The sequence below is a fragment of the Nocardia sp. NPDC056100 genome (assembly GCF_042266325.1).
In the GTDB taxonomy this organism is placed as follows: Bacteria; Actinomycetota; Actinomycetes; order Mycobacteriales; family Mycobacteriaceae; genus Nocardia.
This window is the reverse complement of the sequence record NZ_JBHJVY010000003.1, coordinates 975,316-1,001,505: the sequence shown is the minus strand read 5'-3', so window position 1 is coordinate 1,001,505 and position 26,190 is coordinate 975,316. Positions and strand designations below refer to the sequence as shown.

Annotated in this window: 30 protein-coding genes; 7 read left to right on the top strand and 23 right to left on the bottom strand. The window is 66.3% G+C overall.

Going from position 1 to position 26,190, the window contains the following annotated elements:
* Positions 1-16: 16 nt before the first annotated feature.
* Positions 17-1,189 carry an acyl-CoA dehydrogenase family protein gene (locus tag ACFC0O_RS26765; protein ID WP_375962380.1) on the bottom strand — a complete coding sequence of 391 codons (1,173 nt, stop codon included), beginning with the start codon at positions 1,187-1,189 and terminating at the stop codon, positions 17-19.
* Positions 1,190-1,267: 78 nt separating this feature from the next.
* Positions 1,268-2,032: an alpha/beta fold hydrolase gene (locus tag ACFC0O_RS26760; protein WP_375962378.1), complete on the bottom strand. Its 765-nt coding sequence runs from the start codon at positions 2,030-2,032 to the stop codon at positions 1,268-1,270.
* 73 nt (positions 2,033-2,105) lie between these two features.
* On the opposite strand from ACFC0O_RS26760, the gene mhuD reads away from it, so the two are divergent.
* From mhuD to ACFC0O_RS26745, 3 genes are all read left to right on the top strand, one after another.
* A complete protein-coding gene (gene mhuD, locus ACFC0O_RS26755; RefSeq protein WP_364637671.1) occupies positions 2,106-2,420 on the top strand; it encodes a mycobilin-forming heme oxygenase MhuD in 315 nt (104 codons plus the stop codon).
* Positions 2,421-2,626: 206 nt separating this feature from the next.
* Complete coding sequence (locus tag ACFC0O_RS26750) at positions 2,627-2,821, top strand: CbtB-domain containing protein (protein WP_375962374.1); 195 nt, start codon at positions 2,627-2,629, stop codon at positions 2,819-2,821.
* Positions 2,822-2,862: 41 nt separating this feature from the next.
* Positions 2,863-3,654: a CbtA family protein gene (locus ACFC0O_RS26745; protein WP_375963862.1), complete on the top strand. Its 792-nt coding sequence runs from the start codon at positions 2,863-2,865 to the stop codon at positions 3,652-3,654.
* 85 nt (positions 3,655-3,739) lie between these two features.
* Here the strand turns inward: ACFC0O_RS26745 and ACFC0O_RS26740 are convergent, their stop codons facing one another.
* The 4 genes from ACFC0O_RS26740 to ACFC0O_RS26725 are packed head-to-tail and all read right to left on the bottom strand — an operon-like array spanning position 3,740 to position 5,681.
* Positions 3,740-4,183, bottom strand: a complete 444-nt coding sequence (locus ACFC0O_RS26740; protein WP_375962371.1) for an OsmC family peroxiredoxin — start codon at positions 4,181-4,183, stop codon at positions 3,740-3,742.
* 51 nt (positions 4,184-4,234) lie between these two features.
* Complete coding sequence (locus ACFC0O_RS26735; RefSeq protein WP_375962368.1) at positions 4,235-4,681, bottom strand: SRPBCC domain-containing protein; 447 nt, start codon at positions 4,679-4,681, stop codon at positions 4,235-4,237.
* Between the two features lie 30 nt (positions 4,682-4,711).
* Positions 4,712-5,032 (bottom strand): DMT family transporter, encoded by a 321-nt coding sequence (locus ACFC0O_RS26730; RefSeq protein ID WP_375962365.1) that lies wholly within the window; start codon positions 5,030-5,032, stop codon positions 4,712-4,714.
* 1 nt (position 5,033) lies between these two features.
* Complete coding sequence (locus ACFC0O_RS26725; RefSeq protein WP_375962363.1) at positions 5,034-5,681, bottom strand: FMN-dependent NADH-azoreductase; 648 nt, start codon at positions 5,679-5,681, stop codon at positions 5,034-5,036.
* Positions 5,682-5,785: 104 nt separating this feature from the next.
* On the opposite strand from ACFC0O_RS26725, the gene ACFC0O_RS26720 reads away from it, so the two are divergent.
* Entirely contained in the window at positions 5,786-6,403 is a 618-nt protein-coding gene (locus tag ACFC0O_RS26720) for a TetR/AcrR family transcriptional regulator (RefSeq protein WP_375962361.1), read from the top strand.
* Here ACFC0O_RS26720 and ACFC0O_RS26715 read toward each other — a convergent pair whose 3' ends face one another.
* Both ACFC0O_RS26715 and ACFC0O_RS26710 read right to left on the bottom strand, forming a co-directional pair.
* Positions 6,404-7,252: an ABC transporter permease subunit gene (locus ACFC0O_RS26715; RefSeq protein WP_375962358.1), complete on the bottom strand. Its 849-nt coding sequence runs from the start codon at positions 7,250-7,252 to the stop codon at positions 6,404-6,406. It lies immediately after the preceding gene.
* Positions 7,249-8,145 (bottom strand): ABC transporter ATP-binding protein, encoded by an 897-nt coding sequence (locus ACFC0O_RS26710; protein ID WP_375962356.1) that lies wholly within the window; start codon positions 8,143-8,145, stop codon positions 7,249-7,251. The genes ACFC0O_RS26715 and ACFC0O_RS26710 overlap by 4 nt, the downstream gene beginning before the upstream one ends.
* Positions 8,146-8,271: 126 nt before the next feature.
* Between ACFC0O_RS26710 and ACFC0O_RS26705 the strand changes: the two genes are divergently transcribed.
* Both ACFC0O_RS26705 and ACFC0O_RS26700 read left to right on the top strand, forming a co-directional pair.
* Positions 8,272-9,492, top strand: a complete 1,221-nt coding sequence (locus ACFC0O_RS26705; protein ID WP_375962354.1) for a sensor histidine kinase — start codon at positions 8,272-8,274, stop codon at positions 9,490-9,492.
* Positions 9,493-9,516: 24 nt separating this feature from the next.
* Entirely contained in the window at positions 9,517-10,179 is a 663-nt protein-coding gene (locus ACFC0O_RS26700) for a response regulator (RefSeq protein ID WP_375962351.1), read from the top strand.
* Position 10,180: 1 nt separating this feature from the next.
* Here the strand turns inward: ACFC0O_RS26700 and ACFC0O_RS26695 are convergent, their stop codons facing one another.
* Entirely contained in the window at positions 10,181-10,837 is a 657-nt protein-coding gene (locus ACFC0O_RS26695; protein WP_375962348.1) for a VWA domain-containing protein, read from the bottom strand.
* A gap of 119 nt (positions 10,838-10,956) precedes the next feature.
* Here ACFC0O_RS26695 and ACFC0O_RS26690 point away from each other — a divergent pair, with 119 nt between their 5' ends.
* Positions 10,957-11,751 carry an LLM class flavin-dependent oxidoreductase gene (locus tag ACFC0O_RS26690; protein WP_375962345.1) on the top strand — a complete coding sequence of 265 codons (795 nt, stop codon included), beginning with the start codon at positions 10,957-10,959 and terminating at the stop codon, positions 11,749-11,751.
* A 51-nt stretch (positions 11,752-11,802) separates the two neighbouring features.
* Here ACFC0O_RS26690 and ACFC0O_RS26685 read toward each other — a convergent pair whose 3' ends face one another.
* The 14 genes from ACFC0O_RS26685 to ACFC0O_RS26620 form a co-directional block, all read right to left on the bottom strand.
* Positions 11,803-12,582 carry a phytanoyl-CoA dioxygenase family protein gene (locus tag ACFC0O_RS26685; RefSeq protein WP_375962343.1) on the bottom strand — a complete coding sequence of 260 codons (780 nt, stop codon included), beginning with the start codon at positions 12,580-12,582 and terminating at the stop codon, positions 11,803-11,805.
* An 81-nt stretch (positions 12,583-12,663) separates the two neighbouring features.
* Positions 12,664-15,207 (bottom strand): ATP-dependent Clp protease ATP-binding subunit, encoded by a 2,544-nt coding sequence (locus ACFC0O_RS26680; RefSeq protein ID WP_364637643.1) that lies wholly within the window; start codon positions 15,205-15,207, stop codon positions 12,664-12,666.
* Between the two features lie 249 nt (positions 15,208-15,456).
* Positions 15,457-16,413, bottom strand: a complete 957-nt coding sequence (locus tag ACFC0O_RS26675) for an esterase/lipase family protein (RefSeq protein WP_375962341.1) — start codon at positions 16,411-16,413, stop codon at positions 15,457-15,459.
* A gap of 154 nt (positions 16,414-16,567) precedes the next feature.
* Complete coding sequence (locus ACFC0O_RS26670) at positions 16,568-17,260, bottom strand: DUF1772 domain-containing protein (RefSeq protein WP_375962338.1); 693 nt, start codon at positions 17,258-17,260, stop codon at positions 16,568-16,570.
* 140 nt (positions 17,261-17,400) lie between these two features.
* Positions 17,401-18,024 (bottom strand): FHA domain-containing protein, encoded by a 624-nt coding sequence (locus ACFC0O_RS26665; protein ID WP_364637637.1) that lies wholly within the window; start codon positions 18,022-18,024, stop codon positions 17,401-17,403.
* Positions 18,025-18,221: 197 nt separating this feature from the next.
* A complete protein-coding gene (locus ACFC0O_RS26660) occupies positions 18,222-18,584 on the bottom strand; it encodes an Lsr2 family protein (protein ID WP_364637635.1) in 363 nt (120 codons plus the stop codon).
* Positions 18,585-18,701: 117 nt separating this feature from the next.
* Positions 18,702-20,168, bottom strand: a complete 1,467-nt coding sequence (gene lysS, locus ACFC0O_RS26655; protein WP_375963860.1) for a lysine--tRNA ligase — start codon at positions 20,166-20,168, stop codon at positions 18,702-18,704.
* 178 nt (positions 20,169-20,346) lie between these two features.
* A complete protein-coding gene (locus ACFC0O_RS26650) occupies positions 20,347-20,769 on the bottom strand; it encodes a rhodanese-like domain-containing protein (RefSeq protein WP_364638010.1) in 423 nt (140 codons plus the stop codon).
* A gap of 5 nt (positions 20,770-20,774) precedes the next feature.
* Positions 20,775-21,389, bottom strand: a complete 615-nt coding sequence (locus ACFC0O_RS26645) for a cysteine dioxygenase (protein WP_364637633.1) — start codon at positions 21,387-21,389, stop codon at positions 20,775-20,777.
* 191 nt (positions 21,390-21,580) lie between these two features.
* Positions 21,581-22,381 carry a type III pantothenate kinase gene (locus tag ACFC0O_RS26640; RefSeq protein ID WP_375962334.1) on the bottom strand — a complete coding sequence of 267 codons (801 nt, stop codon included), beginning with the start codon at positions 22,379-22,381 and terminating at the stop codon, positions 21,581-21,583.
* A gap of 20 nt (positions 22,382-22,401) precedes the next feature.
* Positions 22,402-22,821 carry an aspartate 1-decarboxylase gene (gene panD, locus ACFC0O_RS26635; protein WP_364637629.1) on the bottom strand — a complete coding sequence of 140 codons (420 nt, stop codon included), beginning with the start codon at positions 22,819-22,821 and terminating at the stop codon, positions 22,402-22,404.
* 14 nt (positions 22,822-22,835) lie between these two features.
* Positions 22,836-23,765, bottom strand: coding sequence for a pantoate--beta-alanine ligase (gene panC / locus ACFC0O_RS26630; protein WP_375962331.1), 930 nt, complete (start codon positions 23,763-23,765; stop codon positions 22,836-22,838).
* Positions 23,765-24,694 carry a Rossmann-like and DUF2520 domain-containing protein gene (locus ACFC0O_RS26625; protein ID WP_375962328.1) on the bottom strand — a complete coding sequence of 310 codons (930 nt, stop codon included), beginning with the start codon at positions 24,692-24,694 and terminating at the stop codon, positions 23,765-23,767. The genes panC and ACFC0O_RS26625 overlap by 1 nt, the downstream gene beginning before the upstream one ends.
* Before the next feature lie 114 nt (positions 24,695-24,808).
* Complete coding sequence (locus ACFC0O_RS26620; protein WP_375962325.1) at positions 24,809-26,125, bottom strand: DUF6779 domain-containing protein; 1,317 nt, start codon at positions 26,123-26,125, stop codon at positions 24,809-24,811.
* Between the last annotated feature and the right edge of the window lie 65 nt (positions 26,126-26,190).

Here is a 26,190-nt window from a genome sequence, read left to right as displayed (position 1 = left end):
AGCTGCCTTTACGTGCTCAGCCGCGCAGGATCTGGCGGCCGATGGCGTACTTGTGAACTTCGGTGGGGCCGTCGTAGAGGCGGAAGGCGCGCATATCGCGGAAGATCATCTCGACCACGGTCTCATCGCTGATGCCGATGCCGCCGAGCACCTGGACGCAGCGGTCGGTGACCTTGAACAGTTCCTCCGAGACGTACGACTTGGCGATGGAGCTCTCATGCCGCGCCTTCTCGCCCTGATCCATCAGCCAGCAGGCGTGCCAGATGGTGAGGCGGCACTGGTGCAGCGCGATCTCGTTGTCCGCCAACATGAATGACACACCCTGATGTTCACCGATCGGCTTGCCGAAGGCGGTGCGGGTCTTGGCGTAGTCGATGGCGATGGACTGCGCGCGCTCGGCCGCGCCCAGCCAGCGCATGCAGTGCGTGAGCCGCGCGGGGGCCAGTCGCAGCTGGGCGTAGCGCAGCGCCTGACCGGTCTCGCCGAGCACGGATTCCCTGGGCAGCACCAGGTTCTCGAAGCGCACCACCGCGTGGCCGCCGACGTAATTGCGGTCCATCGTGTTCATGATGCGTTCGATGACGATGCCCGGGGTGTCGCCGTCGCAGAGGAACAGGGTCGGCCCGGCGGGCAGGTGCGGGTTATCGGCCAGGCGCGCCATGATGATCCAGGTCTTCGCGCCGTCCGCGCCGGTGATCAGCCATTTGTGGCCGTTGATGGTGAAGTTCTCACCGTCGAAGGTGGCGGCGGTGGTGAGCTGGTTGGGGTCCGAGCCCGCGCCGTCCGGTTCGGTCATGGCGAACACCGAGCGCTGCTGTCCGTCGATGACGGGCTGCAGGAAGCGTTCGGTCTGTTCCTGATTCGCGACCTTGGAGAGCAGGAACATATTGCCCTCGTCGGGTGCGGCGCAGTTCATGGCGACCGGGCCGAGCGTGGACCAGCCCGCCGCCTCGTAGATGACCGCCTGCTCGATATGGCTGAGTCCGCGACCGCCGAGTTCGACGGGGGCCTGCACGGTGAGCAGTTTCTCCGCGCGCGCGAGTTCGACCAGCTCCTGGCGCAATTCGTCAGTGGGGCCGTGCGCGGTCAGGCGCGGATCGCGCTCGTACGGGACGATCTTGTCGATGACGAATTGCCGCACCCGATCGCGTTCGGCGGCGAGTTCGGCGGGAATCGTGAAGTCGATCATCGTTGGTCACCATTCATTCCGGGTTGCGTCGGAGCCGAGCATACGACGGGCCGCACCGGAGACTGAAGGCACCCGCCCTCAAACGATGACGCGGCGCAGGAAAGCCTCGACTTCGGCCCGGTAGGCGGCGGGTTGATCATCGTGCACGAGATGCCCGGCGTCCGCGATCACCACGTGCCGCGCGTCCGGATGCACCGCCGCCATCTCGGCCATCTGCCCGGGCGGGGTGATGGTGTACTCGCCCTCGATGAGCAGGGTGGGCACGGTGATCGACTTCCACTGGGTCCAGAAGTCGCGTGTCCCCCACTCCTCGGAGATATCGCGGAAGGTCGCGACCTCGCCGTGCAGGCGGTACCCGTCGGGTCCGTGCGTGAAGGAGTCGAGGAAATACCGCCCGGCCACCGGACCGAAGAACTCCAGTACCGCATCGTCATTCGGGAACGGCTGCGGCCACGCGCCGATCACCGCGGCCCAGTGTTCGGCGGTGCGGCCTTGGAAATCCGGGGCCATATCCTCGACGACCAAGGCGCGCACCCGATCCGGATGCGCGGCGGTGAACATCCAGCCGTGCAGTCCGCCCATGGAATGCCCGATCACCACCATGGGTTCGGTGATGGCCGCGGTCGCCGCCGCGAGATCGGCCACGAATGCCTCGGTGGTGAGTTCCGCCGGGGCGGGGCGGCCGTGCCCCGCCGCATCGAAGGTGTAGACGTGCCCGAACCCGCGCAACCGGTCCACCTGCCGCTGCCAGGTGCGCGCACTGCCCATCAGGCCGTGCAGCAACAGGATTGGGGTTCCGCTTCCGCCCTCGTCGTGCAGCGGGCCGTGATCGTCAACCAACACGCCATCAATCTAGGACGCGCGAACCATTCGGCGGTGTCCTGCCCCGTCCGGCGGCGGGCGTAGCCTCGGCTGCATGGCAGTCGTCAAGATCAACGCTATTGAAGTTCCCGAGGGCGCGGGCCCCGAACTGGAGAAGCGGTTCGCGCATCGCGCGCACGCCGTCGAGGGCTCCCCCGGTTTCCTCGGCTTCCAGCTGCTCCGCCCGGTGTCCGGTGACAATCGGTATTTCGTTGTCACGCACTGGGATTCGAACGAATCCTTCGAGGCGTGGCGGGACGGCCCGGCGCGCGCGGCGCACGCGGGCGGCGAGAACCGGCAGCCCGTCTCCACCGGCGCTTCGCTGCTGGAGTTCGAGGTCGTCCTGGACGTGCCTGCCAAGAACTCCTGAACTTCTGCTGAGAATGCCTGATCAGCATGCGTGTTGACGCAGAGCCGACACGGATGTCACAGTTCGGGGTGAAGTAAGCGACGGTGACGCGTAACCCGGTGTGAATCCGGGGCGGTCGCGCCACTGTGTCCCGAGAGGGAGAGCCAGACACCGGCACCGTCGCACCCGAAGCTCGCGGGGACGCGGCATCCCCTAGGAGGACTCGTATGGCAATCGTCCACAGCCCTGCCCGGTCGAACGACGCGCTCACCGCGCTGCTCGTCTCGGCGGGTGTCGTTCTACTGGCACTGCTCACGCTGTACCTGGTCGGTTTCGATCAGGGCGCGATCTCCCGCAGTGGCATGTACATGCATGAGCTCATGCATGACGGACGACACCTGCTGGGCGTCCCGTGCCACTGACCGAGACCCAGACGCAGGCCGCATCCCGGCCGAACGAATCGCTGCCGCTGACCGGTTCGCTCAAGACCCTGCTGCTGCGCGGCCTGCTGGCCGGGCTCATCGCCGGACTGCTGGCGGCCACCGTCGGCTTCTTCGTCGGTGAACCGAAGATCAACGCGGCCATCGCCATCGAGGAATCGCAGTCCCAGGCCGCGGATACCCACGAACACGGCGCTGCCGCGGATCAGGCCGCGAGCGGTCATTCGCACGGTGACGAGGAAGAGCCGCTGGTGAGCCGGTCCGGGCAGAAGGCCGGTCAGTTCCTGGCGCTCGGCCTGTTCGGCATGGCCATCGGCGCACTGCTGGCCGTGGTGGCGAATGTGGCGCGGCGGTACTCCACGCTGTCCGGTCCGCGGCTGGCGCTCGCGCTGGCGGGTGGCGGCTGGCTGGCCATCGTCATCATTCCATTCTTCAAGTACCCGGCCAATCCGCCGGCCGTCGGCGATCCGGACACCATCAATCAGCGCACCTGGTTGTGGGTCGCGGTGGTGCTGCTCGGTTTCGCGGCGGTCGGGGTGAGCGTGTACGTGTTCAAGCTGTTGCGGGGTCAGCTCGGCACCGTACGGCTGATCGGTTCCGTGCTGGCCCTGGTGGTCGTCGCGGGTATCGGATACGTGCTGCTGCCCGGCATCAACGAGGTGAAGGCCGACTTCCCGGCGGCGCTGCTGTGGCAGTTCCGGGCGGCGTCGCTGGCCGAGACCGGCACGCTGTGGCTGGTGCTCGGGCTGGGTTTCGCGGCGCTCACCGAATTCGCGGCGAGCAAGGCGCAGACCGCCGAAGCCGTGGTGCGGTAATACCCTTCGAAACAGCGAAAAAGGCAGTGCCGGTGCGATACCGGCACTGCCTTTTCGTCTGTGGAGCGAAAGCCGTTGTCCGAGCTCAGGACTCGAAGGTGGCGTCCAGCTCGATATCGTCCACGCCCGCGAGGGCCTTGGAGATGGGGCAGCCCGCCTTGGCGGCCGCGGCGGCGGTCGCGAAACCGTCGGCGTCGATGCCGGAGGCGCGGCCGACCACGGTCAGCTTGATCTTGGAGATGCGAAAACCGCCCGCCGGATCCGGGCTCAGGGTGACGTCGGCGGTCACGTCCAGGCTCTCCGGGGTGCCACCGGCGGCGGCGATCTGACCCGACAGCGCCATCGAGTAGCAGGAGGAGTGGGCGGCGGCGATCAGCTCTTCGGGGCTGGTGGTGCCGTCGGCGTTATCGGCCGCGCGCTTGGGGAAGCTGACGTCGTACTTGCCGACGCCGGAGCTGACGAGTTCGACCTGACCGGAGCCGTCCTGCAGGCCGCCGGTCCAGGCGGTGCGTGCGGTACGTGTTGGCATCGCTGTCCTTTCGAGTGAGGGGAGAACGAATCCGAACCTACCCCGCCGGTTTCAGCTCACCGCGAGGGTTCGCTGATCCCACTGCTCGAGCACCTGCGGCCAGGACCGTTCATGCCGGTCGCGGGCGGCGGCGGTCGGGAATCCGGCGTGCGTGAGCAGCAGCGCGCTGCCCGCGCCGTGCGCCGAGAGTTCCAGGGTGAGTACGGTTTCGGTGCCCTCGGTGCCGCCGGGACCGGTCACCCAGGTCAATTCGACCAGGCGGTCCGGGAGCAGGCGCAGGAAGCGCCCGTAGTGCGGATGTCCGCCGCCCGCGGTGAAGAAGAACGGTTCGTTCACCGCGGGGCGCATGAGCACCGAACCCGGATCGGCGAACCAGAGGCCCAATTGCTGTGTGGCCATGCGATACAGCTCATCGGGCGAAGCGGACATAATGCGTTCCACGGCCAGGAAGAAGGGCCGCGCGGAGAGGTCGGGAGGCCGGATCGGCGCAACGTCCATGGCGGAGCACGATACAGTCCGCGCCGCGGTTCATTCGGGATTGGTCACCCGTGCCAGCACTATGCCGCCGATGATGAGCGAGAGCGCCAGCACCCGGCCCGCCGACAGCGGATCACGCTGCACGATCACGCCCAGGCCGATCGCCCCGACCGCGCCGATTCCGGTGAAGATCGCGTACGCGGTACCGACCGGCAGCGTCCGCATGGCATAGGACAGCAGGTACACCGCGATCACCATGAGCACGAAGCAGATCAGGGTGGCCAACGGTTTGGTGAAATTCTGTGTCGGCTTGATGGATTGGGACCAGGCGATCTCCACCAGACCGGCCAGGCCCAGGATGACCCAGTTCATGTCAGTACTCCTTGCCGAGTCTGCGGGCGGCGTCCAGGGCGGCGGCATAGGACGCGTCATGCTTCTCGCGCAGATGCGCGAGCACGGGATCCTGCCGGGAGTTCACCAGTTCCGCATTGACGAAAACCGTGTCGTGCACGGCGAAATGGCCCGCGAAGAAGTCGCGCAGATAGCGCTCCTGATAGTCGAAAGCGGCCTTGGGCGCTCCCGGGGTGTACGCGCCGCCGCGCGCGGTGACGACCACGAAACGACTGGGGGCCAGCGACATTCGCGGGAAGGTGAGCTGATCCAGCCACGCCTTGAGGCTGGCCGGAATCGAGTAGTTGTACATCGGGGTGCCGATGAGCACCACATCGGCGGCGCGGATCTCGGCGAGCAGCGGCGCCGCGATCGCCCAGGCGGCCGCCGCGGCGGGGGTATCGGCGAGTTCGGCGAGGTGATCGAGATCGGTGCTGCCGTGCGCCAGGACGCGGTCGCAGAGTTCGGTCCAGCCCTCGTCGATGAAGGGGATCGGATCGGCGGCGACATCGCGGTGGACGTAGTTCCCGTCCGGGTGTTCGGCCCGCCAGGAGTCCGCGAAGGCCGCGCCGAGTTCGCGGCTGATGGAGGTGCGGCGGGCGCTGGAATCGATGTGCAGCAGGGTCGGCATGACCATTCTCCTCATAAGTGGACAGTGTGTCCGTTTGATGATTCGAACGATAACGCTAACCGGACAGCTTGTCCACTTATTCGTTTCGGGGTTACAGTGACCGCATGGAACCGGCAGGACTACCGCTGATCGGCGCGGCGCAGACCCCGCCCCCCGAACGCGCCGACGCCGCGCGCAATCGGGCCAAGATCCTCGCCGCCGCGGCGGAACTGTTCAGCACCCGCGATCCGCGCACCGTCACCATGGACGACATCGCCAAGGCCGCCGGGGTGGGACGCGGGACGCTGTACCGGCGCTATCCCGATGCCGGATCCATCGCCGTGGCCCTGCTCGATCAGCACGAACGTGAACTCCAGGAGCAATTGCTGCGCGGCACACCACCTTTGGGGCCGGGTGCGCCGCCCGCCGAGCGGCTCGCGGCGTTCTATACGGCGATGCTCGAACTACTGGGCACGCACGCCAATCTGATCCTGGGCGCGGAGACCGGCGGTGCGCGCTTCCGGACCGGCGCGTATCAGTTCTGGCGGGTGCACGTGCGGTCCCTGCTCACCGAAACCGGTGTGGCCGAACCGGAACCGCTGGTGGACGTGCTACTCGCGCCGCTCGCGGCGGAGGTCTATCGGTATCAGCGCGAACGCGGACTGACCCCGGCACAGATCGACGCCGCCCTGCGACAGCTCGCGGACGGCGTCATCGGTTGTGCTGCAAGAACTTCCGACTGATCAGATCATGTCCCGGCGGCGGATCAGCCAGATCGTGCCCGCCGCGAAGACCGCGACATAGGCCGCCAGTACCAGCAGGGACTCAGCCCGGGAGAGGATATCCAGTACGCCCGGGGTGCCCGGACCGGTGGTGGTGCGCAGCGAACCCGCCAGGGATCCGGCGGCGGTGCCGGGCAGGTGATCGGTGAGAGCCTTTATGGGCGAGAAGATTCCGGCCACCCCGCGCAGCAGGTTCTCCACCACCAGCACCCACACCAGGCCCAGGCCCACCGCGAGCGCGGGACCGCGAGCGATGGCCCCGATCAATGCGCCCGCCAGCGTCCACATGCCCAGAATGGCTGTGCCCGAAGCGATTCCGAGCAGTATCCGGCCCGCGGACGGCAGCGCCAGGGACTGATCCTGCGTCGCGGCGATGAGCGCGGCCACACCGGTATCGACCACGAAAGCGACCAGCACCAGCGCAACCACCGTCACCGCCAGGCTCACCACCACCCCGCCGATCGCGGCGGCCCGCGAAGGTCCCTGGGTCAGCACGGTTTTCCAAGTGCCCCAACCGTATCCGCTGCCCACCGCGAGGGCGCCCAGCACCAGCATGAGCGCGCCGCCGAACATGGCCATGCCCTGGGTGAACACCTCCGGGACGGCCGACGGGAGCATCAACTGGAGCAGGACCTCGCGCGGCTGGCCGTTCGACATCCGGCTGGAATCGCCGGTCGTATAGGCCAGATAGTTGAACAGGTAGGCGAACGTGAGATTCAACAGGATCCACGTCCCGAGCACGATCCAGAACGCGGGCCACTTGCGCAGGCGCAGCAGCTCGGCCCGGGTACTGGCGATCAGATCATTCATTTCGCGGTCTCCGTCATCTCGAAAAACACTTCCTCCAAGGACTTTTCGTCGGTGCGCAGCTCCAGCAGATCCGCGCCCGCCTCGATCACCGCACGGGCCACCGCGGGCGCCTTCGCCACACCGGCATCGACCCTGATGCCGTTCGCGGTGAGCAGTGCGGCGCGTTCCCCGACCACCCGGCGCACCGCCGGGAAGGCCAGGTCCAGCGGTTCGGCGCGCAGGAAAAGCGATGCCGCGCCGCGCAATTCGCGCACCGTGGATTCGGTGAGCAGCCGCCCGCCGGAGATGACGCCGACGCGATCGCAGATCTCCTGCACTTCGGCGAGCAGGTGACTGGACAGCACGACGGTGTGCCCGTCGGCGGCGAGGCCCGTGATGAGCTCCCGCATCTCGGCCATCCCGGCGGGGTCGAGACCATTGGTGGGTTCATCGAGAATCAGCAGGTCGGGGCTGCCCAGCAGGGCCGCGGCCACGCCCAGGCGCTGTTTCATACCGAGTGAATAGGTGCGGAATCTGTCACCGCCGCGATCGGCGAGGGCGACCCGGTGCAGTGCCTGCTCCACCTCGTCGTGGGAGACGCCGCGATACTTCGCCAGCACCCGCAGGTTGTCGCGACCAGACAAGTACGGGTAGAAACCCGGTCCTTCGATGAGAACGCCTATGCGGCGCAGGGTTTCGGGATCGCCCGGCGGTCGGCCGAGCACCGTCGCGGTCCCGTCGGTGGGCCGGATCAGACCGACCAGCATGCGCAGGGTGGTGGTCTTGCCCGCACCGTTCGGGCCCAGGAATCCGTAGATCTCACCGCGTCGCACGCTCATGCTCACGGCATCCACCGCGGTGTGCGCGCCGTAGCGTTTGGTCAACCGGCCGGTCTCGGCGATCGCTTCTTTCATGACTACGAGAATCCGCCGCGACCTGCGCAGAAACATCCGCCGCACAGCGCGATCCGGCGTACGTATCGCGACGTATTTACCCCCGAGACGGTGCCGAACCGGTGGATACGGCGCTACCGTGCAGCTATGGAGACGAGTGCGGCACGGCGGTGGGATGTGCTGCTCGCACTGGTGGTCGCCGCGATCCAGCTCGGCGCGGGCACCCTGGCCAACGAGCATCAGACGGGAACACGTGGGCTCGACCTGCTCGGATACGCGTTATTGGCGGCCGGACCGCTGCTACTGCTGTTCCGGCGGCGCTACCCGGAACCGGTCTTCTACGCGGTGCTCGCGATCACCAGCGCCTACCTGCTGGCGGGCTACGGATACGGTCCGGTGTTCCTGGCGCTCGTTGTGTCCTTCCTCACTGCCGGGGTGCGCGGACCGCGTTGGCGCACTTACGGTTTCGTACCGGTCGGCTATCTGCTCATGGTATGGCCGGTGCCCGGCTGGCGCGGCTACGACACCAATTCGTGGCAGCAGTTCGGACTGCTCGCCTGGCTGGTCGTGCTCGTCGCCATCGCCGAGGGACTGCGGCAGCGCATGGCCGCCACCACGGCGCGCCGCGGACGCGCCGAGGAAGCGCGCCGCAATGAGCAGGCGCAGCACGAACGCGAAGCCGCCGAACGCGCCCGGGTGGCGGCCGAACGGGAACAGCGGGTCAGCGAGGAACGGCTGGCCATCGCCCGGGAACTGCACGATGTGCTCGCGCACAGCCTCTCGCTCATCAATGTGCAGTCCTCGGTGGCGCTCGAACTGATCGATCGGCGGCCCGAACAGGCCGCGACCGCGCTGGCCGCGATCAAGGACGCCAGCAAGGACGCGCTCGGCGAGGTGCACGCGCTGCTGCGCTCCATTCGCGGCGGCACCGGCACCGTGCCCGCGCCGATCACGCCCACGGTCGTCATCAGCGATCTGGAGAGTCTGCTGCAGCCCGCCCGCGCCACCGGCCTGGAGGTGCGGGCCATCGTCACCGGAGTGCCCAAACGACTGCCCTCGGTCGTCGACGTCGCCGCCGCGCGCATCGTGCAGGAATCGCTCACCAATGTGGTGCGGCACGCGCCCGGCGCGAGTGTGCTTGTCACCGTGCGCTATTCGGCCGATCGACTGCATCTGGCGGTCGACAACACCCGCCCCACGCGCGCACCCGCCGCCATCGCGGGCACCGGCGGGCACGGCATCACCGGTATGACCGAACGCGCCAAGGCGCTCGGCGGGCGACTGCTCGCCGAACCCAAGGCCGATGGCGGCTTCCGCGTGGAAGCCCGGCTACCCGTCCACCTGAACCATCCCGAACCGGCCGCCTAGGTTCACTGTGCCGCAGGAGGTTTCATGAACATCCGGGTTCTGATCGCCGACGATCAGGCGCTCGTCCGCGCGGGCTTCGCGGCCCTGCTGGACGCACAGGACGATATCGAGGTGGTCGGCGAAGCCGACAACGGTGAACAGGCCGTGCGATTGGCGCGCGAACTCACCCCCGATGTGGTGCTGATGGATATCCGCATGCCGATCCTGGACGGCCTCGCCGCCACCCGCGAAATCGCCGCCGCCCCCGAACTTTCCGCGGTGCGGGTGGTGGTGCTGACCACCTTCGAACTCGACGAGTACGTCTTCGAGGCGATGCGATCGGGCGCGACCGGCTTCCTGGTCAAACACACCGAACCCGCCGACCTGGTCAAGGCCGTGCGGGTGGTGGCGGCCGGCGACGCACTGCTCTCCCCCAGCGTCACCAGACGCCTGGTCGCCGAATTCGCCACCCACGCCAAACCCGCACCGGCCCAGACCTTCACCGAACTCACCGACCGCGAACGCGAAGTCATGACCCTGGTCGCCGAGGGCCTCACCAACGCCGAGATAGCCGAACGCCTCTACCTCAGCCCCGCCACCGCCCGCACCCACGTCAGCCGAATCCTGTTGAAACTCAACGCCCGCGACCGTACCCAACTCGTGGTGATGGCCTACGAATCCGGTCTGGTCCGCCCCGGCTGGCAGTAGGTCAGCGGCCGGGGTTGGACTGATCCCGCTCGGCGTCGGTGAAGCCCTCCTCGCGAGGTGAGTAGCTGCCCGGGGCGGGCGGGGCCTGGAGGCGGGCGGAGTAGGCGGAGGCGGCTTTGAAGACGCCGGAGACGCCCTGCGGGGCGGCGGCGTAGGTGATGGACTGGCGGGGCGAGAAACCCATATCCGCGCCGATGGCGACGGCATCCATATTCGCGCCCAGGAACAAGAAATTCCAGTTCCAGGTGTCCTGCTGCTGGGTGATCAGGGACTTCACTGCGGTGTGCGACCACTCGCGGCTGGAGTTCTCATGGCCGTCCGTCATGACCACCACGATGACCGTGCCCGGGCGATTCGACTCGTCGCGAGCCGCCAGCTCCGCACCGACATCGGTAATCAATTTGCCCACCGCGTCGTACAGCGCGGTCATCCCGCGCGGCTGCAAGTCCAGCGGCGGCACCTGCGCGAGCGGCCGATTCGCGTAGACCACTTCGTATTCGGTATCGAACTGCGCCAGCGTCACCTCGATGCGCTTGGGCACCTCGCGCTGCTGCTCGAAGTAGGCCGCGAACCCGCCCTCGGTATCGGATTTGATGGACTGCATGGAGCCCGAGCGATCCAGCAGAACCGCGATGAGTGTGAGATCAGGATTGGTCATGGTGCACTCCCCCGAGCCGAATTGGTGACTGACCCCGCCCACCGTACGCCTCCAGACGTACGCCGGAGGCCGCCCCGAAACCGATGTGCCCACCCCCGGCACACCAGCATCCTCGAACCATGAGCATGAACTTCGGAATCGTCATGGCACCCCGATCCGGCGCGGAATGGGTTCGCGCCGTTCAGGATGCGGAGCGTCAGGGGTACGGCACCGTCCTGCTCCCGGACACCCTGTACACCCCATCACCCTTCCCGACCCTGGCGGCGGCCGCCGCCGTGACCACCACCCTGCGGCTGCGCCCCAACGTGCTCGCGGCACCGATGCGCACCCCCGCCGTCACCGCGCGCGAAACCGCCACGCTGCAAATGCTTTCCGACGGCCGCTTCGAACTGGGCATGGGCACCGGTCGTCCCGAAGCGAGCAAGGAAGCCGAAAAGTTCGGTATGCCATGGGGTTCCGCGGCCGATCGCCGCCACCAGCTCATCGACACCATCGAAAACGTGCGCGCCACCGTACAACCCGCGCCGGCGATCGTCATCGCCGCGAGCGGCCCGAAAATGCTTGCCACCGCGGCGAAATACGCCGACCGCATTCACCTCGCGGTGGACCCCGCCAGCACCGAATACGATCTCGCCACGCGCACCGCCACCGTCCGCGACCACACCGACCGGACCATCGGATTCAGCCTCCAGTTGGTCGGCATCGGCGACCAGCTGCCGTTCTATGTCGCCCGCCACCTCGGCATCACCATCGACCACCTCCGCGAATCCCGCGCCGCCGCACTGCTTCCCGGCGATCCGTCGGAGGCCGCGGCGGCACTGGAGCAGCTGCACGACAAGTACGGCATCGACGAACTGCTGGTGCCGGGCGAACTCGCCGAGAGCTTCGCCCCGATCCTGGCCCGCTTCCGCTGACCACACCGACGCGTTCGCTCACCAGGGCCGACCAGCGCTCACCAGGGCCGATCAGCGCTCGCCCAGTCCGAGTCGAATCGCCTGTTCCACGGGCGAATACGCGCCATCCGGTCGGTCGAGCACGCAGGGCTCACGAAGCTCCAGTGGCGGTTGCGCCAGGAATCGCGGCGTGCGGCCGTGATGCGGCTGGGCGGCGTGCACCAGGAACGGATGGCAGAGGTACACATCGCCCGCCTGTCCGGTCGCCAGCGCCTGCGGTAGATCCGCGGTCGCGGCGTACGCGTCCAGCAGGTCCGGCATGGGCACACCGGAATCGCCGTAGGGGGCCAGCACCTTCGGCAGCCGCAGGTGCGATCCGACGCGAATCCGGGTGGGCGCGTCCTCGTCGGTGATATCGGAGAACAGGAAGAGCATCAGCAGGGCTCTGCCCTTGGAGCGCACATTGATTCGCCATCGGAAGTAGTCGGCCGGATCGTCGTCGCCCGGAAAACTGGCGTCGATATGCCAGCCGTCGTCACCGGGGGCCTCCGGGCTCGGAAAGCGAATGGGGAAAGTGCCGATACCTTTTCGCGGCACCCAGCGCCCGGGACCTACCAGCTGATCGCAGGCCGCCGACAGTGCGGGCGCGGTGGCGGCCTGCCGGAACGGTTCGTCACCGTACCCGTTCAACCGGATGACCGGCTGCGTCCAGGTGGCGGGATCGTCCGGATCACAACCGGTTTCGCGCCAGAGGAAGGCGCGGCCCGCATCGGCCACCTCGCGCGGGAAGGCCCGTTCGACCTTCACGAATCCATCGGTGATGAACGCGTCCACCTGAGTGTCTGTGAGCATGCCGTCCCTTCGATACGCGAAGCCCCCTCACACCATTGGTGAGAGGGGGCTTCGCGATCAAGCGATTTTCATCGCGGGAGACTACTCGCCGACAGCGGCGGCCTCTCCTGCGACGACCACCGGCTGCTCCTCGGCGGTGTCCTTCTTGGTCAGCTTGGCGCGGGCCGCGAAGGTGAACTTCGCGTTCTCGCCCTGGCCTTCGCCGTCCCAGCCTTCGACATCCACCTTGACGATCTGACCGGCGCCCAGCTCGCCGAAGAGGATCTTCTCCGACAGCTGGTCCTCGATCTCACGCTGGATGGTGCGACGCAGCGGACGAGCGCCGAGCACCGGATCGAAACCGCGCTTGGCGAGCAGGCTCTTGGCCTGTTCGGTCAGCTCGATCTCCATATCCTTGTTCTTGAGCTGCTTGGCGACGCGGCCGATCATCAGGTCCACCATCTGGATGATCTGATCCTGGGTCAGCTGGTGGAAGACGATGACATCGTCGATGCGGTTCAGGAACTCGGGGCGGAAGTGCTTCTTCAGCTCGTCGTTGACCTTGAGCTTCATCCGCTCGTAGTTCGAGCCCTCGGCATTGCTCTGGGCGAAGCCGAGGCCGACCGCCTTCGAGATATCCGAGGTGCCGAGGTTCGAGGTGAAGATCAGGACGGTGTTCTTGAAGTCCACCGTGCGACCCTGACCGTCGGTCAGGCGACCATCCTCGAGGACCTGCAACAGGGTGTTGTAGATCTCCTGGTGGGCCTTCTCGATCTCGTCGAACAGCACCACCGAGAACGGCTTGCGCCGCACCTTCTCGGTCAGCTGGCCGCCCTCTTCGTAGCCGACGTAGCCCGGAGGGGCACCGAACAGACGCGAAGCGGTGAAGCGGTCGTGGAACTCGCCCATATCGATCTGGATGAGCGCGTCGTCATCGCCGAACAGGAAGTTGGCCAATGCCTTCGAGAGTTCGGTCTTACCGACACCGGACGGACCGGCGAAGATGAACGAACCCGAGGGACGCTTGGGGTCCTTCAGACCGGCACGCGTACGACGGATCGCCTTGGAGACGGCACGGACCGCGTCCTCCTGGCCGATGATCCGCTTGTGCAGCTCATCCTCCATGCGGAGCAGACGGGTGGTCTCCTCCTCGGTGAGCTTGAAGACGGGGATACCGGTCCAGTTGGCCAGCACCTCCGCGATCTGCTCATCGTCGACCTCGGCCACGACGTCCAGATCGCCCGAGCGCCACTGCTTTTCGCGCTCGGCCCGCTTGGCGACGAGCTGCTTCTCCTTGTCACGCAGGCGCGCTGCCTTCTCGAAGTCCTGCGCGTCGATGGCGCTTTCCTTCTCGCGGCGGGCGTCGGCGATCTTGTCGTCGAATTCGCGCAGGTCCGGCGGTGCGGTCATCCGGCGGATGCGCATGCGCGCGCCCGCCTCGTCGATGAGGTCGATCGCCTTGTCCGGCAGGAACCGATCGTTGATGTAGCGATCCGCGAGCGTCGCGGCGGCGACGAGGGCGCCATCGGTGATGGACACCCGGTGGTGCGCCTCGTAGCGGTCCCGCAGACCCTTGAGGATATTGATGGTGTGCTCGACCGTCGGCTCGCCGACCTGCACCGGCTGGAACCGGCGCTCGAGTGCGGCGTCCTTCTCGATGTACTTGCGGTACTCGTCGAGCGTGGTCGCGCCGATGGTCTGGAGTTCACCGCGAGCCAGCTTGGGCTTGAGGATCGAGGCCGCGTCGATGGCGCCCTCGGCCGCACCCGCACCCACCAGGGTGTGCAGCTCGTCGATGAACAGGATGATGTCGCCGCGGGTGTTGATCTCCTTGAGCACCTTCTTCAGGCGCTCCTCGAAATCACCGCGGTAGCGGCTGCCCGCGACCAGGGAACCCAGGTCGAGGGTGTACAGCTGCTTGTCCTTGAGCGTCTCGGGCACCTCGCCGTTGACGATGGCCTGAGCGAGACCCTCCACGACGGCGGTCTTACCGACGCCGGGCTCACCGATCAGGACCGGGTTGTTCTTGGTACGGCGGCTCAGCACCTGCATGACGCGCTCGATTTCCTTCGAGCGGCCGATGACCGGGTCGAGCTTGCCCTCCAGCGCGGCCTGGGTCAGGTTGCGGCCGAACTGATCCAGCACCAGCGACGTGGACGGGGTGCCCGACTCACTGCGCGTGCCCGAACCCTCGACCGGCTCCTTGCCCTGGTATCCCGACAGCAGCTGAATAACCTGCTGCCGCACGCGATTCAGATCCGCGCCCAGCTTGACCAGCACCTGAGCCGCGACGCCTTCGCCCTCGCGAATCAGGCCGAGCAGAATGTGCTCGGTGCCGATGTAGTTGTGGCCGAGCTGCAGCGCCTCGCGCAGCGACAGCTCGAGAACCTTCTTGGCACGCGGGGTGAAGGGGATGTGACCGGACGGCGCCTGCTGGCCCTGCCCGATGATCTCCTCGACCTGCGACCGCACACCCTCCAGCGAAATGCCCAGCGACTCCAGCGACTTCGCTGCGACGCCCTCACCTTCGTGAATCAGGCCCAGCAGGATGTGCTCGGTGCCGATGTAGTTGTGGTTGAGCATCCGGGCCTCTTCTTGGGCCAGGACAACGACCCGCCGTGCGCGGTCGGTGAACCTCTCGAACATCGCTCCCTCACTTCCTGCTCCGCTTGCTACGGCATCCGGCGCTTCAGACCCTGTGCTGCCCTTCTGGTCGCCAGCCTGCCATGAAGCCCTGGGGTTGCATCCCCCGCCTCCACTCTAGTTGGCGGGGGTCACGCACGTCGTCCGTCCACCCTATTGCGAACCGGCCTCAGTACGACTCATTCCCTCATAACGGGGCTGTAGCCGGGAACGTTTCCGTCCCGGCTACGCCCACAGCGAACACGCGAACGATTACCCGGTGAAGGGTGGGATGAATACGCACGGCACGGCCCGCGGATGGGCCGGGTCCAGGGCATTCAGGGCATCGGCGGCCACTCGGCGGCTGCCGGCGATGGCCATGTGATCGGAGAAGTCGGTGGCGCAATCGCTCTGCACCAGGATGTTCACGACATTCGGGGCGGGCACCAGTGCGACCGACGGCCAGACGGCTTCGTCGAAATTCGAGGCCACATTGGTATACGAGACGGTCGGATCGTAGATGCCGTCGGCGTTCAGGGCGTTCACGAACGACGAGTTACCGAGCATCTGCGGGCACGCCTGGCAGACACCCGCGCTGATCATGTTGTCCACCGCGTCGGCGTCCGCGCCCAACTGCTTCCCGAACGCGCGCAGCATATTCATGCTGTCGCCGAACAGGCCCAGCCAGGGCGGGGCGATGGCGACGAACTTGTCCACCTTGCCGTGTCCGCCCGCGCGCTTGATGTAGTAGTTCCCGACGGTATTGCCCTGCGAATGGGCGATGAAGTCCACCTTGGGCGCACCGGTCGCGGCCAGCACCCGGTCCACGAACGCGCCCAGCTGTGCGGCACTTTCAGGAATCGGCTTCATACCGCCCATGGCCGAAAGCGGCCACGGCACATCGAGACTGCCGTAGGTGAGGGAGTAGACGCAGTAGCCCTCATTGGCCAGCAGCGGGGCGTACGCGCCCCAGTTGGTCTGCGCGCCGCCCGCGGTGCCGTGGATCAGCACCACCGGATCGGGATGTGCCGCAGTCGGTTTGCAGGACCAGTCATTGGCCCCGGGCAGTGCACCGCCCGGATTCGCCAGTTCGTACGGAATCCCCGCGAAGAAGTTGTAGTCCACCGGCAGGTCGGCGCGGGCCGTCCCGCTCACCCCCAGGGACAGGACCGCCAGAAGAGCCATCGCCAGCAGTGATCCCGGCGAACGGCGCAGTAGCGCAGCACGCATGTTCCCTCCCAAACTAGAACGCGTTCCGACAACGTAATCGAAAAACAAGCACGCGAGATGGGATACTGGCGGGTAATTTATGAAACCTGTTTCAGTCTCTCACGCAGCAAAAAACCGGGACCCTAAGTGGATCCCGGTTCTGCGTGCGAGGTGATCAGTACTGCTGGCGGTAAGCCTGCTGCGGGAGCGGTGCGAAACCCTGTGTCGCAGGGGCGAAACGCTGCTGGGCCACCGGAGCGGCGAACCCGCCACGCGGCTGCTGGAACGCCGGGCCATTCGAGACCGAGCCACCCGCAACCGGGCCACCCGCCACCGCGGTGCCCGCCGGAGCGGCCGCCGCGTTCGCCTTACCGTGCTGCACACCGGCCACGAACAGCGCGCCGATCAACACCGCGAACGCCAGGGTGTGCAGCACCGCGCGGACGATATTCCAACGCACCCAAGAGGTTTCGAACTGCGCCCGGACCGCCGCCAGATCACCGATCTGCGCCGGATCACCGGCCGCCGCCAGCTGATTGTTCAGCGGAACGTTCAGCCCCGAAGTCACCGCGAAGGCAATCACGTTGAGCACCAGTGCGATACCGATCCACAGCAGCGTGGTGCGGGAATCCTTGCCCAGGTGCAGCGCCGCCGCCAGCACGGTGAAACCGACCGTGCCCATGAAGGCGAGCATGAACAGCGGATTGACGATGATGACGTTGATGCGCTGCATCACGTCGATGATCACGCGGTCGTCGGTCTGGCCCAGAGCGGGCATCACCGAGTTCGCGTAGCCGTAGAAAAGGCCGGCGATGACACCGGTCGACAGGGTCGCCGCCACCAGCGCGGCCATACGAAGCGCAAACATCAGATATCTCCTGACTGGGTCCTCATCCCGGAATTCCCGGGCTGTTCAACGACTTCCAGTCAACCGTCCGGAGCGAGCGTGCGACATACCCCAGAAGCTCGGGGACATGAGCGAGCGTCTCGAGACGCTCGGAGATGCGCTCAGAGGTCCCGTTCGGACACCACGCCGCTGCGCATGGCCAGATTCGCCAGCTGCACGCGCTTCTGATTCTGCGGCAGATCCTCCACGCCGAACTTGGCGAACAACGCCCGCAGATGCGTCTTGATGGCGTCCACGCTCAGGAACAGCTCCGCGGCGATCTGCTGATTCGACGACGGCGAGGCGAACCCGTCATTGCCGCGCAGCGGACGGCACAGCGCGATGAGCACGGACCGCTGGGTTTCGGTGAGCGAGCGCAGCGTGGGCAGTCCACCGGTGGAGGTCTGCGTGACATCGCCTGCGGCGCCGGAGAAATCGTGGAAGGTGACCCGCGAGGTGCCCATCCGGATCACATCGCCGGGCGCCAGCCGATGCCGTCCGACCAGGCGATCCCCATTGACGAAGGTGCCGTTGCGGGAGAGCCCGTCATCCACGATGGTCCAGTGCGCGCCCAGGTATTCGGCGGTCGCGTGCAGGCGGGACACCTCGACGTCCCAGAAGAGCGAGAGGTCGGCCTGCGGGGAGCGGCCGATGGTGATGCGCGGCTGATCCGGGGTCAGCATCAGCTCGTGCTGACGGCCCTCATGATCCTTGACCCGCAGTAATGAGCCGTGAAATGCGGTCACTGCGCCGATACCTCGTCTCTACACCCAGCCAGTGACATCGTCCGCACAGTTCAATGGTGCCGTGCCGCCTCGGCACGAGCAAGATCGTGCCATGGATATGGGCACGGCGCACCCATACGAGTTATGTGCAAAGCGTATGAATAAACCACTGCCGCCCGGGCTCGCACGAAACACCCGGACGGCAGTCGCAAAGACGACTAGTTCTTCGCAGCGGCCTTGTTGTAAGCCTCCGTGATGTCCGCGGAGATACGCCCACGAGCAGAAACCTTGTGCCCATTCCGGCGCGCCCATTCACGAATCGCCGCACTTTGTTCACGATCGATCGAAACCCGGCTCTTCGGACCCGTCGAAGCGACGGCAGCGCCCTTGGTACGGCGCCGGCCGCTCACGCGACGAGCGTTGGCAACCCAGACCTCCAGACCGTCCCGCAGCTTGGACGCATTAGCCGTCGACAAGTCGATCTCGTACGAGACGCCATCGATTGCGAACTCGATGGTCTCGTCCGCGATGGACTCACCGTCGACATCGTCGATCAGGCTAACGGTGACCTTCTTTGCCATGAGATGAACGTCCTCTCGAAATCGTGCGACCCGCATAGTTAGGCCGATTACCCAAAACTAGAATACCGCTGAATTCGATAGTCCCAGAACGGGCACCGACAATGCAATCCAGAGAACTCAGCGAGCTACTGGACGCACAATTGGAAAGAGTATCGTTTCCCGGATTCCCAAGCCAGTCAGGGCCATCAGCAACCGGTCGATTCCCATACCCGTTCCGGTCGTCGGAGGCATACCGTGCTCCATCGCGGCAAGGAAGTCCTCGTCCAGCCGCATGGCCTCATCGTCGCCCGCAGCGGCCAAACGCGCCTGATCCTCGAAACGTTCCCGCTGGATCACCGGATCAACGAGTTCGGAATATCCGGTCGCGAGTTCGAAGCCGCGCACGTACAGATCCCACTTCTCGGTAACCCCGGGCTTGCTCCGATGCTGACGAGTCAGCGGAGAGGTCTCCACCGGGAAGTCGCGAACGAAAGTCGGCGCGTACAGCTTGTCGCCGTAGACGTGCTCCCAGAGTTCCTCGACCAGTTTGCCGTGGCCATAGCCCTTGTCCTGCGGAATTTCCAGACCGACGCGTTCGGCCAGTGCCAGCAATTCCGGTACGGACGTTTCCGGCGTGACATCCACACCGATCGACTCCGACAACGACGGGTACATCTCCACTGTCGTCCACTCGCCGGACAGATCGTATTCCGTGCCATCGGCAAGAGTGACCACCTGCGTGCCGTAGACCGCCTGCGCCACTTCCTGGATCAATTCCCGCATCATCTTCGCGGAATCGTCGTAGGTGCCGTACGCCTCGTAGGTTTCCAGCATTGCGAACTCGGGCGAATGGGTGGAGTCGGCACCCTCGTTTCGGAAGTTCCGGTTGATCTCGAAGACCTTCTCGATACCGCCGACCACACATCGCTTCAGGAACAACTCCGGAGCGATACGCAGGAACAACTCCAGATCCAGCGCATTCGAGTGGGTGACGAACGGGCGCGCCGCCGCACCGCCGTGGATGGTCTGCAGCATCGGGGTCTCGACCTCGAGGAAACCCCTGCGCTCCAGCGCGTCTCGCAGCGCGCGCACCGCGGCCACACGGGTGCGGGCCATCTCACGCGCCTCCGGGCGCACGATCAGGTCCACATAGCGCTGCCGGACGCGGGACTCCTCGTTCATCTCCTTATGCGCCACCGGGAGCGGGCGCAGCGATTTGGCCGCCATCTCCCAGCCATCCGCCATGATGCTCAATTCGCCTGTGCGCGAAGCGATCACCTCGCCGTGCACGAACACGAAATCGCCCAGATCCACATCGGACTTCCACGCCGCGAGCGACTCCGCGCCCACGCCGTTGAGGCTGATCATGGCCTGCAACTTGGTGCCGTCACCCTCCTGGAGAGTGGCGAAACACAGTTTTCCGCTATTCCGCTGGAAAATTACGCGGCCCGCGACTCCGACAACCTGACCGGTTTGGGTATCGGCTTCGAGTTCGGGATATGCGGCGCGAATTTCGGCGAGGGTATGCGTGCGGTCGATGACCACCGGATAAGCCTCACGGCCTTCGGCCAGCAACCGCTCCCGCTTCTCGCGGCGAATCCGCATCTGCTCGGGGACATCCTGTTCCACGACCGGGGTCGCGGAACGCTTCTGACCTGCGGGAGACGTGGTGCCTGCGGAGGAAGAGGGGGTGGGGGTGCTCACGGGGCTTTAGCTTATCCTGCGGTGGAAACCCATTTTTCCGCCGCCCGGGCAAACTGTGCCCCGATTTTCGCGAATCGGCTCAGAGCCATGCGAGGGTGACGACCTCGCGCTCGAAATGCGGTGCGGTGGCGGCCACCATGAGCAGTCCGGCGGCCTTCAACGCCTGGTATCCGCCCACCAGATCGGTGGCGCGGCGCAGGCCCAGCTGTTGCAGCGAGGAGGCGGCCAGGCTGGAGGTATAGCCCTCCGAGCAGACGATGATCCATTCGCGGTCGTGATCGTCGGCCAGGGCCAGACGGGCCGAACTGGTCGGGTCCAGACGCCATTCCAGGACATTGCGCTCGATCACCAGTGCGCCGGGGAGCGTGCCCTCCCGCATGCGCTGCGCCTGCGGGCGAATATCCACCAGCAGGGCGCCACGGGCGATGGCCTGCGGGATTTCCACCGGGTACAGGCGTCGCAGCCGCTCACGCGCTTCGGCGAGCATGCCGTCGATCGTCATGTGGGTCATTCGAGTTCGCCTTCGGGCTGGTCGGTGAGAACGGAACGGGTGCGGCGCAGCGTGCCGTGACCGGTGACCTCGTAATAGGACATCGCGGTCAGCGGCGGCGAATAGGCGTGCACACTCAAAGTCGGATCGAGCGGGCCGGAAATACCGGCTTCGGCGGCGGGGGCGCGCACCACGTCGTGCACCCAGCCCAGCGGGAAGGAAGCCTGATCGCCCGCGGACAGCGTGCGCCGGCGCAATTCCTTACCGTTCCAGCGGAATTCGGAGAGCGCACCGGAGAGCACGGTCAGCGCGCCCAGTGAACCGGCGTGATCGTGCAATTCGGTGGCGATATCGGCCACCCAGCTGATCAACCACAGGTCGACCTCGTCATCGGCGAGAAGTCTTACCGCCCAGCGCTTTTCGGTCGGCCACAGGCCATCGGCGGGCAGCAGGTGATCGTAACGCCCGGCCAGTACGTCCTCGGCGCCCTCATCGGTGAGACGCAGCAGGTCGGCGGGACGCAGCCGGGTGGGGAGAGCCGACGCGGTGGCCCGTTCGGTCACCTCGGGCAGGAGCCGCGAGCCGCCGTGGGGCGCATTGGCTGTGGAAAGGGAAAGTACCGAAGATCGCATGAGGCGAAACTCCAAGAAGTGTGTGCACGGTCGAGGGCAAAAACGATGCCTCGACGACGCCGAGGCTGGTCAGCCTCGACAACACTCCTGGGTGCTCACGCGGAAATACACGAGGGGGAGCTTAGCAGCCGTTCTCGCCGAAGCAACAGAGGCCACGGAGAACGACTGCGTCACAAACCGACGGGTACGCATTACGGCTGGCGCACCTTGCGCTGCTGATTGCGCTCGTAGACCAGGCGCAGACCATCCAGGGTCAGATGCGGTTCGTGATGCTCGATGGTCTCGGACTCCGGCACGATCAACGGGGCCGTCGCACCGGTCGCCACGATCGCCACATCATCGCTGGAGAAGGCGTCGAATTCATCGCGAATTCGATCGATGAGGCCGTCGACCATACCGGCGAAACCGAAAACAGCACCGGACTGCATGCATTCCATACTGTTCTTGCCGATCACCGAACGCGGCCGTGCCAGCTCGGCCCGGCGCAGCGCGCTGCGCTCCACCAGCGCCTCGGTGGAAATCTCCACACCGGGCGCGATGATGCCGCCGAGAAATTCCCCCTTGGCCGACACCAGATCCACACAGATAGCCGTACCGAAATCCACCACAATGGCCGGGGATTGGTACCGATGGTAGGCCGCGAGACAGTTCACAATACGGTCCGCGCCCACCTCCTTGGGATTGTCCACGAGCAACGGAATACCGGTTCGCACACCGGGTTCCACCACAATGTTCGGGACATGACCCCAGTAGCGGCCGAGCATTTCGCGGAGCTCGCGCAACACCGGCGGCACCGTGGACAGCGCGGAGACACCCATAACCTGCTCCGCGTCCGCACCGATCAAACCCCGCACCATGAGCGCGAATTCATCGGCGGTCAGCAGCGGATTGGTATGGGTCCGCCACTGCCGCACCAGCTTCGCGTGCTCCCCGCTACCGGAGAACAGGCCCAGCTCGATGCTGGTATTGCGGACATCGATGGTCAGCAGCATGGGTGTCCCCGACGCTCCGTTCAGTTCGTGGATAGAGAACGCGGTGAGATCAGGTCCGAGCCCTCGGGCGCGTGCGCCGGATCCGAACCCAGCTCCACCTGACGATTGCGCTCGTCGACGAATACCACGCGGGGCGCGTACTCCCGCAACTCCGCCTCGTTCAGCTGTGCGTAGGCAATGAGAATCACCAGATCACCCGGATTCACCAGATGAGCGGCGGCGCCATTGATTCCGATCACGCCGGAACCGCGCTCACCCGCGATGATGTATGTCTCGAGCCGGGCGCCATTGGTGATGTCGACAATCGCGACCAGTTCACCCTCGAGCAGATCGGCGGCATCGAGCAGGTCCTGGTCCACGGTCACCGAGCCGACATAGTGGAGGTTGGCATGGGTCACCGTGGCACGGTGGATCTTGGACTTCATCATGGTGCGCAACATCGCCTGTTGCCTTTCTAACGAATTGTGGCCTGAGCAGGCCGGTAGGGAGTGTTCGGATTGCCGTCGACAGGCGTACCGAGGGTGACGGGCAGATTGTCGATGAGGCGGGTGCCGCCCACTCGGGCGGCGATCAGCAGACGCGCGTTTCCGCTGGTCTGCACCACACCGAGATTGGAGTCGCGGATCTCCAAGTAGTCGAGTTCAATGCCCGACACCGTGGACAGTACCGAATGTGCCGCTTCCAATACGGCTTTCGGGCCAAGTCCGGCGGCATGCCCGCCCGCGGCCAGCGCGGCCGACAGCGTGGTCGCCAGCTCACGCTGGGCGGGATCGAGGAATCGGTTCCGGGAGGACAGCGCCAAACCGTCCTGCTCACGCACGGTGGGAATGGCGACGATCTTCAGATCGAAATTCAGATCGCGGACCATCTGCCGGATCAGCGTCAGCTGCTGATAATCCTTCTCGCCGAAGAACGCCTCGGAGGGGCGGCAGATCTGGAACAGCTTGGCCACCACGGTCAGCATGCCCGCGAAATGGCCGGGGCGGACCGCGCCCTCGAGCTCATCGCCGATCGGGCCGGGGTGCACGGTGGTGCGCGGGCCGTCCGGGTACATCTCGGCGGCGCTGGGCGCGAACACCAGCTCCACACCCTCGGCGCGGAGCAGCTCCACATCGGCGTCCAGGGTGCGCGGGTACTTGTCCAGATCCTCGCCCGCACCGAATTGCAGGGGATTCACGAAGATGGACACGATGACGACCTGATTGGTGCGCTTGGCCCGCCGCACCAGCTCCAGGTGGCCCTCGTGCAGTGCCCCCATGGTCGGCACGAGCGCGACCGTGCGACCCGTCGAACGCAAAGCCTTGGCAACCGAGGTGACCACCGCAGGCTCGTGCAGCACGGTCAGCTCACCGCGCTTGTACGCACCACGCAGTTTCGGGTCCATCAGTGTCCTTCCAGCAGATCGAACAGGGCGGGGTTGGTTTTGGCGCGCTCGGCCGAACGCAGTGCGAGAGCGCGATATCCGGCCGCGATGCGCGGGTCCAGATCCTCGAGCGCCTCGAGATGCGCGGCCACCGCGGGCACATCGCCGCGCGCCACCGGGCCGGTGAGCGCGGCCGGGCCGCGGCGCAGCGCGTTGTCCAGTGCGGCCGAGGCCAGCGGGGCCAGCATGCGCTCGGCAAGTCCGTTCGGCTGTTCGTCGACCATCTGCTGACCGAGCAGGCCGGGGCCCGCGAGCGCCGCGCGCAAGGCCGCCACGGCATCCACGATCAGGGTCACCAGATGATTGCTGCCGTGCGCCAGAGCCGCGTGATAGAGGGTGCGGTTCTCCTCCGAGACGCGGACCGGCTCACCGCCCATCTCGATCACCAGCGCCTGCGCGATGGCATAGCCGATATCGTCCGCGGCGGTCACGCCGAAGCAGGCGTTGGCCAGTCGCGCGATGTCCTCGTCATGTCCGGTGAAGGTCATGGCCGGATGGATCGCCAGCGGCAACGCGCCCAGCGCCGTGAGCGGGGCCAGGATCGCGATACCGTTCGCACCGGAGGTGTGCACCACGATGGTGCCCGGGCGCACCACGCCCGCGGTCGCCAAACCCGCGACCAGCCCGGCCAATTCGCTATCCGGCACCGCCAGCACCAGCAGTTCGCTGCGCGCCGCCACCTCTTCGGCGGGCAGAATGCGGGAATCCGGCAGCCGCGTCTCGGCGCGCCGAATCGAGGCGTCCGAAATCGCGGAAACACCGAAGACCACATGCCCGGCGCGCTCGAGTACCACACCCAGGGCGGAGCCGACGCGTCCCGCCGAGACGATTCCCACCGTCAGTCGTGCAGGCGCAAGATCGGTTCCGCAGACATCCTTGTCCGAGGTCACCCTTGTCCTCTCGAAGTTCGTTCCAGTCCCGCATCGCGGGTACCAGACGTTACGGCCCGAGGATATCGGCCTCGATACGGCGAGGCCACCGACTGTGGGATGTCTTACAGGCGGTTACCGGCCACCCTCGGAACGCAGATTCGCCATGATCTCGGCGACCGACAGGCGACGGCCCGAATCATCGTCGGCGTCCTCGTCGGAACGACGACGGCGACGCGAACTCGCGGTGCCGATCGGCTGCGCGGGCGCGGCGGGCGGGGCCAGCCGCGGATTGGCGGGCGATCCGGACTGCTCGGCCGCGGGCTGCTCGCCGCCGTTCGCCGACTGCGGCTGACCGCTGTCGGCGGGTTGCGTCGCACCGCCCGTGGCGGCCGGCGCCGCGGCACCCGACTGCGCGCCATTGCCGGTCGCGGTGCGGGGCACTCCGCCCGCCTCGGACAGATCGGTCTCGAACCACGGAACCTGCTCGGGCCCTTCACCTTCCAGGCTGGTGAGCGGCTCGGTGTGCTTGCGCTCGGCGTCATCGCCGTTGTTCGCTCGCGGAATCGGTTGCGCCGAACCCGAACCCGAGCGCAGGGCGTCGGCGGCGGCCCGCGCGGCGTCCACGTCATCGCGGGAATCATCCTGCGGTGCGGCGGGTTTGGCGGCGAAGTCGTCCTCGAACGGGCGCAGATGCTCGAAATCGTGCGGCGGCTCGTAATCGCGATTGCGGTCGGCCGGATGATGCGGCACGCGCAACCGGTCGATGCTGTCGGTGACGATGGAGGTCTCCGCGGTCACCGGATCGTCGAAGGGACTGGCGAAGGCCGGGGGCTCGGGATGGTCGGCGTCGAAGACCGGGGTGATGCGGCTGCCGAGGTCCTGTTCGATCGGATCGACGGGCGCGGACCACGGATCCCAGGAGTCGGTGTCCTCCCAGTTACCGTTCGCCGACCCATTCGCGGAATTGCCGTTGCTGGCCGGCAATTCCTGCACTCGGACGGCATCGGCGCGCAGAGCGGGGCGTTCACCGGGCAGATCGCCGTCGAAGAGACGCTGCAGGCTCTCGCGCAATACCGTCAGTTCGGCACGCAATGCGGCCATTTCCTCGGCATCGGCGCCGACCTCTTTACGCACTCGCGACTCGACGCCGAGCTCGTATTCGCGGCGGGCAGCAACCTCGCGCTCCAGCTGCAGTTGGTAGACCTTTTGCAGGTCACCTACTTTGGCCCGGTCCGTAGCCGACTCCCTGCGATAACGGGTCGCGGCGAGGGCTCCGATGGCGGCCGCCCACAGCGCCGCGACCAGGCCCACACGGATCATGTGGACGTTATCGCTGAAGACCAGGAAAATACTGGCAACCAGACCGAGGAGAAGCAGCAGACCGGTGAAGAATTTTCCCGCGTCTTCACGTCGTCGACGGGAAGCACTGCTCCGGGAGGGTGAAACCATAGCCACCAACATAGCTTGAACTGGACACTCCGGCTTCAACCTTGCCGATCATCGTCGACTTTATG

Excerpts from the sequence above, each read along its gene's own strand:
- ACFC0O_RS26765 (WP_375962380.1), bottom strand. The coding sequence starts at position 1,189 with ATGATCGACTTCACGATTCCCGCCGAACTCGCCGCCGAACGCGATCGG.
- mhuD (WP_364637671.1), top strand. The coding sequence starts at position 2,106 with ATGGCAGTCGTCAAGATCAACGCTATTGAAGTTCCCGAGGGCGCGGGC.
- ACFC0O_RS26750 (WP_375962374.1), top strand. The coding sequence starts at position 2,627 with ATGGCAATCGTCCACAGCCCTGCCCGGTCGAACGACGCGCTCACCGCG.
- ACFC0O_RS26740 (WP_375962371.1), bottom strand. The coding sequence starts at position 4,183 with ATGCCAACACGTACCGCACGCACCGCCTGGACCGGCGGCCTGCAGGAC.
- ACFC0O_RS26735 (WP_375962368.1), bottom strand. The coding sequence starts at position 4,681 with ATGGACGTTGCGCCGATCCGGCCTCCCGACCTCTCCGCGCGGCCCTTC.
- ACFC0O_RS26730 (WP_375962365.1), bottom strand. The coding sequence starts at position 5,032 with ATGAACTGGGTCATCCTGGGCCTGGCCGGTCTGGTGGAGATCGCCTGG.
- ACFC0O_RS26725 (WP_375962363.1), bottom strand. The coding sequence starts at position 5,681 with ATGCCGACCCTGCTGCACATCGATTCCAGCGCCCGCCGCACCTCCATC.
- ACFC0O_RS26720 (WP_375962361.1), top strand. The coding sequence starts at position 5,786 with ATGGAACCGGCAGGACTACCGCTGATCGGCGCGGCGCAGACCCCGCCC.
- ACFC0O_RS26715 (WP_375962358.1), bottom strand. The coding sequence starts at position 7,252 with ATGAATGATCTGATCGCCAGTACCCGGGCCGAGCTGCTGCGCCTGCGC.
- ACFC0O_RS26710 (WP_375962356.1), bottom strand. The coding sequence starts at position 8,145 with ATGAAAGAAGCGATCGCCGAGACCGGCCGGTTGACCAAACGCTACGGC.
- ACFC0O_RS26705 (WP_375962354.1), top strand. The coding sequence starts at position 8,272 with ATGGAGACGAGTGCGGCACGGCGGTGGGATGTGCTGCTCGCACTGGTG.
- ACFC0O_RS26700 (WP_375962351.1), top strand. The coding sequence starts at position 9,517 with ATGAACATCCGGGTTCTGATCGCCGACGATCAGGCGCTCGTCCGCGCG.
- ACFC0O_RS26695 (WP_375962348.1), bottom strand. The coding sequence starts at position 10,837 with ATGACCAATCCTGATCTCACACTCATCGCGGTTCTGCTGGATCGCTCG.
- ACFC0O_RS26690 (WP_375962345.1), top strand. The coding sequence starts at position 10,957 with ATGAGCATGAACTTCGGAATCGTCATGGCACCCCGATCCGGCGCGGAA.
- ACFC0O_RS26685 (WP_375962343.1), bottom strand. The coding sequence starts at position 12,582 with ATGCTCACAGACACTCAGGTGGACGCGTTCATCACCGATGGATTCGTG.
- ACFC0O_RS26680 (WP_364637643.1), bottom strand. The coding sequence starts at position 15,207 with ATGTTCGAGAGGTTCACCGACCGCGCACGGCGGGTCGTTGTCCTGGCC.
- ACFC0O_RS26675 (WP_375962341.1), bottom strand. The coding sequence starts at position 16,413 with ATGCGTGCTGCGCTACTGCGCCGTTCGCCGGGATCACTGCTGGCGATG.
- ACFC0O_RS26670 (WP_375962338.1), bottom strand. The coding sequence starts at position 17,260 with ATGTTTGCGCTTCGTATGGCCGCGCTGGTGGCGGCGACCCTGTCGACC.
- ACFC0O_RS26660 (WP_364637635.1), bottom strand. The coding sequence starts at position 18,584 with ATGGCAAAGAAGGTCACCGTTAGCCTGATCGACGATGTCGACGGTGAG.
- lysS (WP_375963860.1), bottom strand. The coding sequence starts at position 20,168 with ATGCGGATTCGCCGCGAGAAGCGGGAGCGGTTGCTGGCCGAAGGCCGT.
- ACFC0O_RS26650 (WP_364638010.1), bottom strand. The coding sequence starts at position 20,769 with ATGACGATCGACGGCATGCTCGCCGAAGCGCGTGAGCGGCTGCGACGC.
- ACFC0O_RS26645 (WP_364637633.1), bottom strand. The coding sequence starts at position 21,389 with ATGCGATCTTCGGTACTTTCCCTTTCCACAGCCAATGCGCCCCACGGC.
- ACFC0O_RS26640 (WP_375962334.1), bottom strand. The coding sequence starts at position 22,381 with ATGCTGCTGACCATCGATGTCCGCAATACCAGCATCGAGCTGGGCCTG.
- panD (WP_364637629.1), bottom strand. The coding sequence starts at position 22,821 with ATGTTGCGCACCATGATGAAGTCCAAGATCCACCGTGCCACGGTGACC.
- panC (WP_375962331.1), bottom strand. The coding sequence starts at position 23,765 with ATGGACCCGAAACTGCGTGGTGCGTACAAGCGCGGTGAGCTGACCGTG.
- ACFC0O_RS26620 (WP_375962325.1), bottom strand. The coding sequence starts at position 26,125 with ATGGTTTCACCCTCCCGGAGCAGTGCTTCCCGTCGACGACGTGAAGAC.